This is a genomic window from Allomuricauda sp. MMSF_3307, from assembly GCF_030733585.1.
Lineage (GTDB): Bacteria > Bacteroidota > Bacteroidia > Flavobacteriales > Flavobacteriaceae > Flagellimonas.
In genome coordinates this window covers 413,973-428,631 of record NZ_JASHIQ010000001.1, presented here as the reverse complement: position 1 = coordinate 428,631, position 14,659 = coordinate 413,973, and the positions used below count along the sequence as shown (strand labels likewise).

General features: G+C 40.8%; 15 protein-coding genes. 11 read left to right on the top strand and 4 right to left on the bottom strand.

The genetic code is table 11. The features are described from left to right. Nucleotides 1-29 precede the first annotated feature (29 nt). From RBB12_RS01835 to RBB12_RS01800, 8 genes are all read left to right on the top strand, one after another. Nucleotides 30-740 carry a DNA-binding response regulator gene (locus RBB12_RS01835; protein WP_306012564.1) on the top strand — a complete coding sequence of 237 codons (711 nt, stop codon included), beginning with the start codon at nucleotides 30-32 and terminating at the stop codon, nucleotides 738-740. A gap of 155 nt (nucleotides 741-895) precedes the next feature. Beyond that, nucleotides 896-1,588, top strand: a complete 693-nt coding sequence (locus RBB12_RS01830; RefSeq protein ID WP_306012563.1) for a GLPGLI family protein — start codon at nucleotides 896-898, stop codon at nucleotides 1,586-1,588. A 14-nt stretch (nucleotides 1,589-1,602) separates the two neighbouring features. Beyond that, nucleotides 1,603-2,322: a GLPGLI family protein gene (locus tag RBB12_RS01825; RefSeq protein ID WP_306012562.1), complete on the top strand. Its 720-nt coding sequence runs from the start codon at nucleotides 1,603-1,605 to the stop codon at nucleotides 2,320-2,322. Nucleotides 2,323-2,603: 281 nt separating this feature from the next. Next, a complete protein-coding gene (locus tag RBB12_RS01820) occupies nucleotides 2,604-2,816 on the top strand; it encodes a hypothetical protein (RefSeq protein ID WP_306012561.1) in 213 nt (70 codons plus the stop codon). A 9-nt stretch (nucleotides 2,817-2,825) separates the two neighbouring features. Beyond that, nucleotides 2,826-3,539 (top strand): GLPGLI family protein, encoded by a 714-nt coding sequence (locus tag RBB12_RS01815; RefSeq protein ID WP_306012560.1) that lies wholly within the window; start codon nucleotides 2,826-2,828, stop codon nucleotides 3,537-3,539. A gap of 246 nt (nucleotides 3,540-3,785) precedes the next feature. Further along, complete coding sequence (locus tag RBB12_RS01810; RefSeq protein ID WP_306012559.1) at nucleotides 3,786-4,523, top strand: GLPGLI family protein; 738 nt, start codon at nucleotides 3,786-3,788, stop codon at nucleotides 4,521-4,523. Nucleotides 4,524-4,562: 39 nt separating this feature from the next. Then, nucleotides 4,563-5,330 carry a GLPGLI family protein gene (locus RBB12_RS01805; protein ID WP_306012558.1) on the top strand — a complete coding sequence of 256 codons (768 nt, stop codon included), beginning with the start codon at nucleotides 4,563-4,565 and terminating at the stop codon, nucleotides 5,328-5,330. Nucleotides 5,331-5,373: 43 nt separating this feature from the next. After that, nucleotides 5,374-8,052, top strand: a complete 2,679-nt coding sequence (locus RBB12_RS01800) for a carboxypeptidase-like regulatory domain-containing protein (RefSeq protein ID WP_306012557.1) — start codon at nucleotides 5,374-5,376, stop codon at nucleotides 8,050-8,052. 1 nt (nucleotide 8,053) lies between these two features. On the opposite strand, the gene RBB12_RS01795 is transcribed toward RBB12_RS01800, so the two are convergent. Beyond that, a complete protein-coding gene (locus tag RBB12_RS01795) occupies nucleotides 8,054-9,055 on the bottom strand; it encodes an NAD(P)H-dependent glycerol-3-phosphate dehydrogenase (protein ID WP_293280838.1) in 1,002 nt (333 codons plus the stop codon). Nucleotides 9,056-9,179: 124 nt separating this feature from the next. On the opposite strand from RBB12_RS01795, the gene RBB12_RS01790 reads away from it, so the two are divergent. Further along, nucleotides 9,180-10,100 carry a nicotinic acid mononucleotide adenyltransferase gene (locus RBB12_RS01790; protein WP_306012556.1) on the top strand — a complete coding sequence of 307 codons (921 nt, stop codon included), beginning with the start codon at nucleotides 9,180-9,182 and terminating at the stop codon, nucleotides 10,098-10,100. A 96-nt stretch (nucleotides 10,101-10,196) separates the two neighbouring features. Here RBB12_RS01790 and RBB12_RS01785 read toward each other — a convergent pair whose 3' ends face one another. After that, entirely contained in the window at nucleotides 10,197-11,039 is an 843-nt protein-coding gene (locus RBB12_RS01785; RefSeq protein WP_306012555.1) for an AraC family transcriptional regulator, read from the bottom strand. A 132-nt stretch (nucleotides 11,040-11,171) separates the two neighbouring features. On the opposite strand from RBB12_RS01785, the gene RBB12_RS01780 reads away from it, so the two are divergent. Continuing rightward, nucleotides 11,172-12,140, top strand: a complete 969-nt coding sequence (locus RBB12_RS01780) for a phytanoyl-CoA dioxygenase family protein (RefSeq protein WP_306012554.1) — start codon at nucleotides 11,172-11,174, stop codon at nucleotides 12,138-12,140. Between the two features lie 82 nt (nucleotides 12,141-12,222). Continuing rightward, nucleotides 12,223-13,746 carry a SulP family inorganic anion transporter gene (locus RBB12_RS01775; RefSeq protein ID WP_306012553.1) on the top strand — a complete coding sequence of 508 codons (1,524 nt, stop codon included), beginning with the start codon at nucleotides 12,223-12,225 and terminating at the stop codon, nucleotides 13,744-13,746. On the opposite strand, the gene RBB12_RS01770 is transcribed toward RBB12_RS01775, so the two are convergent. Next, nucleotides 13,743-14,018 (bottom strand): hypothetical protein, encoded by a 276-nt coding sequence (locus RBB12_RS01770; protein ID WP_306012552.1) that lies wholly within the window; start codon nucleotides 14,016-14,018, stop codon nucleotides 13,743-13,745. The two genes, RBB12_RS01775 and RBB12_RS01770, sit on opposite strands and share 4 nt — an antisense overlap. A 43-nt stretch (nucleotides 14,019-14,061) precedes the next feature. Continuing rightward, nucleotides 14,062-14,658, bottom strand: coding sequence for a DinB family protein (locus RBB12_RS01765; protein WP_306012551.1), 597 nt, complete (start codon nucleotides 14,656-14,658; stop codon nucleotides 14,062-14,064). Nucleotide 14,659 lies beyond the last annotated feature (1 nt).

Genomic DNA, 14,659 nt, shown 5'->3' with positions numbered 1-14,659 from the left:
CCTCATAAAGGCCATTGCACTAATTGTAGATGGACTACAGAGGAAGAAAAGGTAAAGATTACCTCACCGAGAGGGCCCTTCAAAGCATATTGATTGTTGAAGACCACCAACTCAGTTGCCAAGGTTACGAGTTGATTGTGGAACAAGCAGGATGCAAGGGTGCCATTCCAAAAATTACAGTTCAGCAGGCACATTCCCTCAAAAAAGCATATCAGTTATTATTTAAGGAAGCTGTTCATTTTGATATGGTCTTCTTGGATATTTGTATGCCTGCCTATCCAGAAAAGAACCTCTATTCAGGGGAAGATTTGGGAAGGTTGATTGTTGAAAAGCAACTCAAGACTAAAATATTGGTGATGACCAGTTTGACGGATAAGCTTCGTTTGGAAGAAATTCTACACACTCTAAAACCACTCGGGTTTTTAGTTAAAGGTGAGGTGGATGAATATCATTTGATAACGGCCATTAAACACCTATTGCTAGATGAGTATTACTTTTCACCGACCATACAGCGTATTTTGCAGAACCCATCCGAGGAGGCGGCATATTTAGATAAGGAAGAGAAGAAATTTCTATATCTCTTGTCCCAAGGTATCCGAAACAGAGAAATTGGGGGACATTTGTGCTGGTCGTTGTCCAAAGTGGAAAAAAGAAAACGAGTCTTGCATAAAAAACTGGGAATTGAAAAAGGGAATACGATGGCTTTGGTGAACAGGGCCAAAGAATTGGGCATCATTTAACGGATAAATGAAAATATGCGGAAAACCACAACCCTCAATCTTACTTTATAAAATGCTTTTATTGCAATCTGACATTTTGGGCAGTTTTAAGTAAGGTAAATAGAGCGATAATCATTAACTTTTGAGGGAATGAAAAGGGTATTTCAGCATTAGTTATGGTCAAAAGGATTATTACCACATTTGTTTTTGTTTTGGCGGGAATAGTTGTTCATGCCCAAGAGAACAATGGTTTAGCCACGTATAAGGTAAAACTTGCTAATGTTCAGGATGGTTTGCAACCCTTTCTTCAAAGTCTGGAACCAGTATTTGACAATTTAACTTATAGCTTGAGGTTTACAAAAGACCAATCTATTTATCAGATGGAAAAGGGGATGGGGATTGACGATGACAGGCAACTGGAAGCAGCGAGCATTGTTGCAGGAAAAGGAGTCTATTTTTATGAAAACAATGGCAACCTCATAATTCAGAAAGAATTTGCAGGTGATTTGTTTTTGGTAGAGCCAGATAGTGCCGAATTTGGATGGAAGATTTTGGATGAAAGAAAAATGATAGGTGAGTTTGAATGTATAAAAGCTATTGGTGTAAACAAGGGATTTGACAATAAAGAATCGACTGTGATTGCATGGTTTAGTCCTCAAATAAATATTCCATATGGCCCAAAACAATATTTTGGTCTTCCCGGTTTGATACTGGAAGTCGAGGATAAAGGAATCATATATTATTGTTCTTCTATAAGTTTTAGAGAACAACATATTAAAAAACCCATACAAGGTATTAGGATAACCGAAGAAAAGTTGAATGAATATGTTCTACAAAAGGCATCAAAAGAATTTGGCTATAAAAATTAGGGCACTTTTTTATCATGAAATTTTTAAAACATAAACAGGCTGCAATTTTCTTTTTCTTCACTCTGTCAGGGACCCTCTTTGGCCAAGAATCACTCAGAGTTTTGTACGCAGTTCAACCAAATTTTGATTTGAACAAAATGCAACATGCTGAGGCGAAAACAATGGCAGGTATGGCAGCAGACATTATGACTGATTTCGAATTTCAACTGCTCATTGATAATGATCAATCCATTTTCAAACAATCTAAACAATTGGTCAGAGACGACATCAACCCCATGATGTATGAATTGGCGGCAGGATTTTGTTCTGGAAACCAGATTTGGCATACAAAAGCTAATGATTCCATTAAGCGAATAGCCTTGCTAAATACCGATCCCTCCATGGTTTTGACATTAGACGAGAAATTACAATGGGAGATAACCAATGAATCAAAGCAAATAGGAAACTTTGCAGTGCTAAAGGCCACAACAACACGAAGGTTGGGGAGTTATCTCGAAGAAATTGAAGCATGGTTTGCACCAAATCTGCCATATTCCTTTGGACCTTTGGGTTATAGTGGGCTTCCTGGCCTTATCCTTGAAATGTACCGAGATAATGTAATTTTTAAACTGAAAGAAATACAGGAAAAAAAGGTTGAGATGAAGTTCCCGGAGAGCTCAAAAGAAATGACTTTTGAAAAGTATTATGATATGCTTGACGCCAATATGGCAGCTATTAAAAAACGTGGTGGATGAAACTTAGTTAGGTATTTGTCCAGATTACTGCTTTTGCCCTTTTTTACTTAAAAGAAAATCTATTTGATTCTTCTACTAATCATCTGATCTAGGTGTTGCAAGAAATAAGGTTTAAAAAAGGTTGACAGACAAATGAAAAATATGCGGAAAACCGTAAAAAAATATGCGGTTTTCCTACCCCTTGGTCTCATTTTTAAAATATAGTTTTAGCCCAATCTTACATTTTCGGCGCTGAAATGAGGTAGGAGAAACAAATTCTTAACCTATTAAATTTTTAGAAAATGAGAAAGATAATTCTTTTATTCATTATGCTTTTTAGTTTGAATCTATCAATGGCAAAAAGTGAAGAACAGTTGAGCCTTTTAAGTTTTGAAGAATTTTCCGTTTGTGGCGATTATGCAAATGCGATAGCCACTTATGGGTATTTGAAGTGGGGTGCGGACTATTGGAACACTTGGTTTAACGCCTATGGCGATTGTATGGGATTCGAGTAAATTTATATAATGAAACATTTCTTTTTTGTCTTTTTGGTTTGCGCCAAGTTATCGGTGGCTCAATATACCCATGGTGTTGGGTACTACAGAATTATATTTGATTCTGATAAAGAGATTGAACAAAGTGCCTATAAACAACAACTTGATGAAATCGAAAAACAGGCAAAAAAACTGAAGTTTGAACTCATCTTTGACCAGACCACATCTTTTTTCGGTTTGGTCAAAGATTTAAAAACCGACAAGGAAGATTTTGCCTCAAAAATGGCTATGACCATATTTGGTGCTGACAAAGCATACTCTACAAACTGGAAAGAAGGGTATTTTGTAGAAAGTACAAGTTTTCTAGGCCAAGACTTCTTGATCAAAAAAAACATAGCCGATTTGGATTGGGAGCTTTCCAAGGAAAAAAGGATTATATCAGGGAATGTCTGCTATAAAGCTATAGGCAGCAGAGGGGTCATGGATAACAATTTTGAGATTCAAAGTTTTGATATTGTTGCATGGTATTGCCCTGAAATCCCATTCAATTATGGTCCTTTTGAGGCTGTTGGATTACCCGGACTGGTATTTGAACTGGAGATTAAAGGGTATAGTTTAGTATTAGAGAATTTGATATGGGACAAAAAACCTGAGAAACAGAAAATGTTGAAAGGAAAGGTTATTTCACAAAAAGAGTATGATAGTATTTTCAAGAAAATGGTAAAGGTAAGAATGCCTGATTAGAATCGATTGGCAATACTTTTAGGGAATAATGTTTTAGCTGAAATAGTTTGAATGCTGCTAGTGTCGAAATACTAGTTAATTGTGAAGGAATTGCATTTGATTATGCGAATTACATTTATAGCAAATCTGAAGATGGTTTTGTTGCAGGAAAGGCTTTTACCGTTGCTTATGCGCTATGTCAAATGATGTAATCAGTCAAAGGCAGTATGACCTTAATTTTAGGTCATACTGCTTAAAATATTTCATATGAAAAAATATAGCCTAATATTTATTGTTGCTTTTCTATTTGGGACCAATCAAACCTTCGCTCAGATTAAAAGCGGAAGAATTTTGTACCAAGTTAGTATGCAGGACTTTTATGACGGTGGGGTAAAAGGGAAGAAAGTATCTCCACAATTGGAGCTTATATATAAATTGACAGCCGATGCCGCCAAGAATATTCAATTGGAACTATTCTTCAACCAAGAAACAAGTGTTTTTCAGCACCAAAGAGGACTCAGCATTTCGGATTTTGAGGAAATGGATGAGTTTGTGAAATATCTTACAGCTAAGGGTACCTATTTTACCAACTTAGATAGCAGTCAGCAAATATTACAAACTCAATATCAAGATAACAAATACAATGTAGCGTCAGAAATAGAAAATCAAGACTGGACATTGACCAAAGAGCAGAGACGAATAGGTGCGTTTGTTTGTTACAAAGCCATCCTGGAAAAATCCAACACTGGGTTAAATGAAGATACTATAGCATGGTATGCCCCAGAGATTCCTTTTTCTTATGGTCCAACCGAACATGTTGGCAATTTGCCTGGACTTATTTTGGAGCTACAATTGCCGATAGCCACTTACACGGCGAGCAAAGTTGATCTAAACCCCAAAAAAGAAGTAAAAATAGATTGGCCAAATAATATTGAAACTATTACCGAGGAAGAATATAAAAAGGAGGGGGATAAGGCTTTATCCAAGTTGGGAAGCGGTTGGTAGGGTTTTAAATGGACTAAATGGGTTATTTAATTTAATTATATGGATTTTAGGTTATACTTCAATACCCTCTCTTTATTTCTAAGTTTTATAATCCATCAATCCCTATATTCTCAATCTAATGGAATATTGAGCGTCTCCTATATCAAAAAACCCGATAGATTAATTGATAGTACGCTTGTACAGGATATAAATGATGCGACTTCAAGGTTTAACAAAATGATATCTGACGAAATGAAGACCTTGGGCTATGTTTTGGAAGTTTATGGAGATTATGCTCTATTTAAAGAAATGAAATCGTTAAAACTTGGAGAGGGGTTGAATTCTATGCGAAAATTTGCTTCCTCCTACGGAGGCACCGGAGGAGTTTTCTATACAAACCTCAACGACTCTCTTTATTTAAATTTACGGGAATTTTCAGGAACTCAGTTTAAGGTTAAAATGAAGCAAAAAAAGTGGAAAATTGATGCGAAAGAACATAAGTACATAGGTGACTATAAATGCATAAAAGCCACTACGGTGGACACCATAGCAAATCCCAAGGGTGTTTTTACCTCCGACGTGATTGCATGGTTTTCTCCAGAATTGCCGGGGTATTATGGTCCAGCAGGCTATTTTGGACTTCCTGGACTTATCTTGGAGCTTCAAAATGGTAAAATTAGCTTGGAAGCCAAGGAAATTGTTTTCGATGCAACTATAGATTCGCAGTATGAAATTGAAAAGCAAAAAGGAATGGTTGTGACCGAAAGGCAATATGATAGTATAGTGGAAAAAAAGGCAAAAGAGTTTTTTAAAATTTCGGAGTTTTAAATAATGTTGATTTTATTTATTCCATAACAATTACCTTTTTTAGTTGAAAATACTATTACTGTCTATCGGTACCTTTTTTTTAAGTTTCACCAACTTAGTTGGGCAAAATGTTAACCTAAGCGGGGTTGTTTCGGATAGTACCAATACACCATTGGCCAACGCCAATATCTTGGCATTCCCTAAAAATGCCGATGAGCGTACCCAATTTGCCATTACCAACGATAAGGGCGAGTATGTTCTGCGCTTGGAAAAGGAGGTGGCCTACTCCATTGAAGTGAGCTATCTGGGTTACCAAAAACTTGTTTTTGAACATACCGCCACCCAAGATGAGACCAAAAACTTGATAATGCTCCCCAGAAACAATGAGCTCGATGAGGTGGTGCTGGAATATAAAATCCCGATTGAAGTAAAGGAGGACACTATAACCTATCAAACCGATGCTTTTGTTACCGGCGAGGAACGCAAACTGCGCGAGGTACTTAAAAAACTACCTGGCATTGAGGTGGACCGCGAAGGCAATGTTACTGCACAGGGCAAAAAAGTGACCAAGGTACTGGTGGAGGACAAGTCTTTTTTTACGGGCAACAGCAAGTTGGCCGTAAACAATATTCCTGCCGATGCCGTAGATCAGGTTCAAGTATTGGACAACTACAACAAGATTGGGTTTCTCAAAGGACTGCAGGATTCCGATGAATTGGCGCTAAATATCAAACTTAAGGAGGACAAAAAAAAGTTCGCTTTTGGCGATATGGAAGCTGGAGGTGGCGTAAAGGACCGCTATTTAGTACATCCCAATCTGTTCTATTACAGCCCAAAGACCAATATCAACTTTATTGGCGACTTGAACAATATAGGTATCAAAAGCTTCACCTTTTCCGATTATTTGGAGTTCAATGGAGGGTTTGGAAAACTCATTGGCGATATTGGGGGCTACTTCGCGTTGAGTAGGGACGACTTCTCCCAATTCTTGAACAATACGGATTTTCGGGCGAACACCAATCGTTTTGGGGCCTTCAACCTTAGGCAATCGGTCTCTTCCAAAACAGACATCAACAGCTATGTGCTGGCCAATGGCAGCAGCACGCAGACAGCAACGAACACCCTAAATATATATAACAATTCCGATGGTATTCTCAACGAGAACCGAACGGAAGAGAACGATTACGACAACTTCTTTTTGATAGGAAAGGCGACCGTAGAGCATGAACCCAACCGCGATGAAAACGTGACCCTTAACTCGTTTGTGAAGCTTACGGAAAATACGGGGCAAGGTAGCATCTTAACCCAAAGCGAGAACCAAAATGCATTCTTCAATACGTTGCAAGATGTGTCTGCCTTGGAGCTCAAACAAAATGTGGAATACAGCAAACGATTTTCACGGGCACAGACATTAAGTTTGGAGGCTTCCGCAGCATTTCAACAAAACAGGCCCAACAACACCTGGGAAACGGACCAGCTATTTCTGCCGGGCCTACTTCCATTGGAAGAGGACAATTCCTATCAGGTAGTTCAACAGAAAGAGACCCAGACCACTTCTTTTGATTTGGTCATCAAGGATTATTGGGTGCTCAATAACTTTAACCACATCTACACCACTTTTGGCACCAATTTTAGGTTCGATGATTTTACGAGTGCTGAGAGGCAACAGCTTTCTGATGGAACCATAAATAATTTTTCGGACAATGGCTTTGGGAACCAAATTGAGTACAGGTTCAATGATGCGTTCTTAGGACTGGAATATAAATTCTTGACAGGTATTTTCACCGTTAAATCGGGACTGTTTTACCACAATTACATCTGGGACAACGACCAAGAGGAGCTTTCCACCACCAACAGCACACAGGTATTGTTGCCAGCTTTTAACGCGGAAGCCGAATTTAACAGTAGTGAAAAACTGCGATTTCAATACAAACAACAACTGCAGTTTCCCAGTATGGAACAGTTGGGAGCCAACTTTATGTTAGGGGGGTTCAATGCGGTACGGTTGGGCTTGCCCAATCTGCAAAACGGTAGAACCCATACGTATTCCCTGAATTATTACAAGTTTAGCCTGTTCCGAGGCTTAAACTTGAATGCAGGATTGACCTATAACCAACGAACGCAGAGCATTAAAAATGCAACAGTATTGGAAGGCATTAACCAGTTTGTGACCTATACCATGTTCAACCAGCCTGAAAACTCCTTGAATGCCAATTTTAGATTCGGAAAACGAAGCAACAACGTAAAGCTTAGTCTTGAAAGCAGGGGCAGTTATAATGAGTTTTTTCAATTGGTAAACGACAATGTTTCCAAAAACCTCTCCCGATCCATTTCCGCTACGGGGAAGATGGAGACGCTATTCGAAAATTGGCCCAATGTGGAGTTGGGCTATACAATAAGTCCCTCGGTCTACACCACTTCGTCGAATAAAAACACTTTTACCAACTCAACTTTTTTTGCAAATCTGGACTACGTGTTTTTCAACGATTTTCATCTTAAAACAGATTTTGAACGGATTGAGTTTGTAAATCAAGGGCAAAATTTGCGTAACGTGTTTGATGTGGCCAATGCCTCGCTGTTTTATCAAAAAGAAGACAGTCCATGGGGTTTTGAAATATTGACCAACAACCTTTTCAATGTCAGGTTTAAAAGGGAAAACTCCTTTTCTGATTTTTTGATCAGAGACCAATCCACGGCAATTTTGCCCCGAATTGTGATGTTTAAGATTTCGTATAAGCTTTAAATCAATCCAATTTCTCCGTCAACTTTTCAAACACCTTTTTGGGGTTCTTGTTTTTGTAGAGCACTTGGTACACAGCGTTGATAATCGGAGTTTTGGACTTCTTCTGTAGTTTTTCCATCAAGTTATGGGCGCTTTGGGTAGCATAATAGCCTTCGGCCACCATATTCATCTCCATCATGGCGCTTTTTACGGTGTAGCCCTTCCCGATCATATTTCCGAACATACGGTTTCTACTAAAAGTGGAATATCCCGTTACCAATAGGTCGCCCAAATAAGCCGAGGCGTTGATGTTTCGCTTCATTTTGTACACTCGGTCAATAAAACGTTTCATCTCGCGGATGGCGTTGCTCATCAACACACTTTGGAAATTGTCCCCATAACCCAGCCCGTGGGCTATGCCCGCGGCAATGGCATAAATGTTTTTCAGCATGGCCGCATACTCCGTACCGATGATGTCGTCCGATATTTTGGTGCGGATATAGTCGCTCTTCAGGTGTTTGGCCACCATTTTTGCCTTATCGGCATCGGCACAGGCAATGGTCAAGTACGATAAGCGCTCCAAGGCCACTTCTTCGGCATGGCAGGGTCCTGTAATGACCCCGATATTTTCAAAAGGGATGCCGTATTTTTCATTAAAATGCTCCCCAACAATGCGGCCGCTTTCCGGAACAATACCCTTAATGGCCGAAAAAATAATCTTATCCTTCAATGGAACGGTCAAAGCTTGAAGTTCCCTTTCCAAAAAAGCGGAGGGAATCGCAAAAATCAGCACATCGGACGCTTCGGCAATCGTATTGATGTCATGGCTCATTACCAGCTGGTCCACATCAAACTCCACAGAGCTCAGATAGTTGGGATTGTGCCATTCTTTTTGAATATGTCGAATCGCAGAATCGCTCCGCATATACCAATGTACGTGGTCTAAATTTTCTGTCAGCATCTTTACAATGGCCGTACCCCAGCTTCCACCTCCAAAAACCCCAAAATTAAGTTTGTCTCCCATGCATCCAAATTAGGATGTAAAGCTAAAAAATAAATCAATCAGAGTGTTTTTGATTGATTATCAAACAGTTAACAAATTTGGCACGCTGCTTGGTTTAGGTATAAGGAACCTTAAAACCTCGATTATGAAACATAGAAAACTACTTTTCGGATTTTTACTGATAGGCGTATTGGCCAGTTCTTGCTACACCGAGGTTATTGTGGAAGATGACCTGATGGTGGAGCCACCTATCACTACCGCCCTGGTTTTGGAATCGTACGACCTTTGGTATATCGATATTAATGCAACCCGTGGTGGCGGGGAAGTGCCCTTTTTGCAACGGGCGTTTACCATTTCGTTCGATAGGGGCATCGTTTACGCCAACAACAATCTTTCCGGTTTGGGAAAAACAGGAAACGGATTGGGTATTGATATTGGTGCATACGGCACTTTTAGCGGTCAGGTGGAAATCGACCACGATGTGGACGGCCTTTGGTTGTTGGAAGTGTTCCCGTTGGACAAAAATACTTTGGAACTCTACGATCCCCGCTCCGATACTTCCTATATTTTGGAAGGGTATCAAAGGAACAACTTTGATTACGATAGGGTGTTCTATGACAATATCCACTATTTGCTACAGGAATATCAAGTATGGGAGAAAACTTTTACCAGTGAAGTTGGAGCCTTGAACGAGTTCGATGAGGAAAACTATTTGCAGTTTTTTGCTGACGGGGATGGGTATTTTAGGTCCTCGGTGGATATGGCCGGTATTCCTTTGAACAGTATTCAATGGGATTACCAAGGGGATTATGAAGTGTACGACGTGGCCAATGATGCCACCCTAAAAACTTTAACACTCGATTATGACTATTTGGGCAATGATTATTTTGAGTTGTACGTTATCAATGATAGTACCATAGAGTTGTACCATGTATCCAGCGGAACGGTGTATGAATTTACAGGAAGAGGATACATCCAATATTTGAAATCAAGTGGCGGAACAGGTAAAAAACGTTCAAAAACCAACAATCCTGTAATGAACGTTACCCGTCAACGGAATATGTAAGGAAGAACATTTACGTTCGACCATACAAACAGTTTTTTTGGTTGGTTATTTAGTTAAGAATCGCCTTGGGCATTTGTGCTCGGGGCGGTTCTTTTTTTAGCGGTTTCTTTTCTTATAGTCCGAAGGGTTTTCACCACTTATCCTTTTAAAGGTCCGGTTGAAATAGGACAAGCTTTCAAACCCGCACTCGTAGCAGGTTTCTCCTATATTCTTGCCCGTCAACAACATTCGTTTGGCCTGCGTAATCCGATATTGGTTCAAAAAGTTGGTAAAAGTACTCCCCGTATTCTTTTTAAAATATCTGCAAAAGGCCTCTTTCCCAAGGTTTATGGACGCTGCAATATCCTCCAAGGCTATTTTTCGGGAATAATGCTCATCGATATAGGAATATACCTTTTGCAAACGTTCTTGTTGCTTGTTGGCTTTGTTGTTGATAATCGGGTTGTCGTGCAAAAGGATGTACTCCTCACTCTGGGCCAATAGTTTGAGCAACCGCAGAATTTTCAATAATTGATCAAACCGGTTCATGCCCTGCAATTGTTTCATGAGGGATCCCACCGTTTGTTTTGTTTCACCATAAAAGGCAATGCCATGCTGAGACCTGTCCAATAGCCCGTACACATCTTCCAGTTCTTGGATTTCGGTAAACACCTTCTCCTTGAACGAAGCGCTAATGTGCAGGACCTCCTTGTGGTACTCCGTTTTGATGCCGTGGTCAAAGTTTAAATGGGGGATGTTGGAACCAATCAGTACAAGGTCGCTCCCCTTGAAATTGGAAATATGGCGACCTACATGACGCTTTCCGTTGGCCCCTTCAATATAGACCAATTCAAATTCGGGATGAAAGTGCCAGAAAAAAAGATCGTTCAACTTCGGATTGTGCAATAGATGGAAGGAGCTCTTGTCATTGGGCTGTATGTTTTCCAACTGAATTTTCATCTTATTGCTTTAATATGACCAAAAATAAGAAGTAAAAATCAAAATAGTTCAAATATTGGTCAATGTTAGGGTAGAAACCCCAGTGCGCTTCCACTAGTTTTGATTCATCCTTAAGTAGTAAAGCAAAGAACAATGATGCAGCAACATACAGAGATGGCGAACAAGGCCCACGAGGCCATACCCGGAAATCCCTCCACCGCCACGAGCAGTAAAACAAAATTAAATGATAGGTCCAACGGCAAACCACTACGGGTACTTTCCGAAGAGGATTGGGCATTTTGGATAGAAAATGGATACATCGTAATCAAAAATGCCGTTCCAAAAGAACAGGCCAAGGCAACTGCCGATTTTTTATGGGAGTTTGACGAAAAGGACCCGAACGATCCTGAAACCTGGTATGCTCCGCCAAGAGCAGAGATGAAAATGAAAGAGCTTACCGGAACAGGAATGGTGGAAGTGTACAATCACCAACATTTATGGAACAACAGACAAACACCCAAAGTGTACGATGCCTTTGTGGACATTTGGGGGACAGAAAAATTATGGGTCACCATCGATCGCGCCAACCTCAATATGCCCCAACGTCCAGGAGAGAACAAAAAAGGGTTCATCCATTGGGACTACGACCCCGAGACCAAACCCCAAAATGTGCAAGGTGTATTGGCCCTCGCCGATCAAACCGATGAAAACATGGGCGGATTTCAATGCATTCCATGGTTGTACCGAAACTATGAAACATGGAAGCAGACCCAGCCCGAAGAACGTGACCATTTTCAGCCCGATGTAACCGGGTTGGAAGATAAAATTGTGAAAGTGAAACTAGAGGCAGGAGACCTTTTGATTTTCAACAGCACACAGCCCCACGGCATTCGGCCAAACAAATCCGGCGACAAAGTGCGGATAGCACAATACATTTCCATGATGCCTGCGGAGGAAGACAACGAAGAAATGCGGCAATGGCGCATCAATTCGTGGAAAAATAGAATTGCTCCCGAAGGCTATGCCTTTCCGGGAGATCCGCGGAAATGGGAACAGACCAAATACGATACCGCCAAATTAAGTCCACTGGGAGAAAAGTTATTGGGCCTCACTAACTGGTAGATTATCAAATCCTTAAAAATTTTCGGGTCATTAGGGTCTTGCCGTTAATAGTGTTACTTTTGCGCGCTTCAAGATTGAAGCCATGAAAAAATATCTCAACCTTTTTGATTTTTCCCAAAAAGTAAACTACCGCACAGAAATTTTATCGGGCCTTACCGTGGCACTTGCCTTAGTGCCCGAAGCCATCGCATTTGCCTTTATTGCAGGTTTGTCGCCCCTCACTGGTTTGTATGCCGCCTTTGTTATGGGATTGGTCACCTCGATTTTGGGCGGTAGACCGGGAATGATTTCAGGGGCTACGGGAGCTGTGGCGGTTGTTATTGTTACCTTGGCTCAGCAATATGGGGTGGAATACGTATTTGCCACTGTAATCCTAGCAGGTATTTTACAGTTGCTGGCCGGAGTGCTTCGGTTGGGAAAATTGATGCGGTTGGTGCCCCATCCCGTGATTTTCGGATTTGTGAACGGTTTGGCAGTAATTATTTTTATGTCGCAGTTAAGTCAATTTCAAACTGTGGACGGGGAATGGTTGAGCGGAAGCACCTTATATATTTTCTTGGGATTGGTGTTGTTGACCATGGTAGTGATTTGGGGACTTCCTAAATTGACCAAAGTGGTTCCAGCCTCCTTGGCAGCCATCCTTTTGGTGTTTGGAATCGTGTTTTTCTTGGGATTGGATACACGGACCATTGGTGATATTGCATCCATTCAGGGAACCTTCCCACCTTTTCATATACCTGATCTTCCCCTTACTTGGGAGACCTTACAGATTATATTCCCCTTCGCCGCAATTATGGCAGGTGTTGGTTTGATAGAAAGTTTGCTAACGCTCAACATCGTGGACGAGATTACCGAAACCCGTGGTAGGGGCAATAAAGAAGCTGTGGCGCAGGGAACTGCAAACATTCTTTCTGGATTTTTCTCTGGAATGGGTGGTTGTGCCATGATCGGACAAAGTTTGATCAATACGTCCAATGGTGCAAGGGCACGACTGTCGGGGATTGTAGCAGCCTTGATGCTTTTGGTGTTTATTATGTTCGGTTCCAGTTTGATTGAAAGAGTACCCATGGCAGCACTGACCGGTCTGATGATCATGGTAGCTTTGGGGACCTTTGAATGGGCGAGTTTAAAAACCTTCCGCAGAATGCCAAAATCGGATGTGTTGGTAATGGTGCTTGTAACCTTGGTGACGGTGTTCCTTCACAATTTGGCTTTGGCCGTTTTGGTTGGGGTGATTATTTCCGCACTCGTGTTTGCTTGGGATAATGCCAAGCGTATCCGGGCTAGAAAAAGCATTGATGATGAAGGGGTTAAACATTACGAAATCTATGGTCCGTTGTTCTTTGGCAGTACCACTTTGTTTGCCGAAAAATTTGATGTATTGAATGACCCTGACGAAGTGGTCATCGACTTTGCCGAAAGTAGGTTGGTGGATATGTCCGCCATTGAAGCCGTGAACAAAATCACGGAGCGCTATCGCAAAGTGGGCAAAAAGGTACATTTGAAGCATTTGAGCCGCGACTGTAGGCGTTTGTTGGCCAATGCCGACGACATTATCGAAGTCAATGTTTTGGAAGACCCTACCTACAAGGTTGTTGTTGATTAAGAAAAGAGAGAATAAGCTCCAAACCCCAATAAAATGGTCAGGAAAATAGCAATCAAATAGTGCTGTATTGATTGTATTTTGTCCTTTTTTGCTTGCTCGATGATTTTATCTCTAATTTTTTTCTGTTGTAAAGGTGTTAGTTCCTTGAATTTGAGCTGGGTTTCATTCAAGTTGGACTCATATGCCTCGCGTATATCTTTATAGCCTCGTCTCTTTTTCAACAAAGAGCGGTTATATTTCACGACGAGCATTGGTTGACTTGCTGAACCCATTTTACTAAGCCTTTTATTATTGGTATTGATTAAAGGGCTTTTGTTACATTTTAGTTTTCCCTAAAAACACATTCACATTTGGATTTTGGGGGTTACCGCTGGCTCGTCGCATCAATACAATTTGGCCCGTATGGTGAATGCAATCCGCAAGCATGCCATTGATCATATTCCAGAATGGGAACTCGGAGGTTCGATCTCCCTGTTTGAATATGACCTTGAAATCTTCCATTTCTTTAGAAGTTTTGCCTAAAACTTTCTCGCTGGCAGTTTTTAAATTGTTCAGGGTAAGTGACCGAAGCTCCTCATACGAAAATTTTTGGGGGTTCGCCGGTCTTTCATAAGGCTTGGCATCTGGCGCCAACAAAATGTTGTTGGACATCACGTAAATGTGTTCCATGGTTTCAAAAACAGAACGGCCATCTTCCGAAGCCCGATAGGTCAAATCCTTTTCGGTGAGTCCTTCCGTGGCCCAGTAGTAGCGGAACCCCAATCCATCTATCATTCTGGAAACGATATTTCCAGAGGTATACGTTGAGGGGTAATCGGGTATTTCTTTGTAGGGCAGCTCCATTTCCTGTGCTTTGGTTTGCATTTGGAATGACAAAATAACAAAAAGAATAAGGCTGCACCCTTTCCTCATG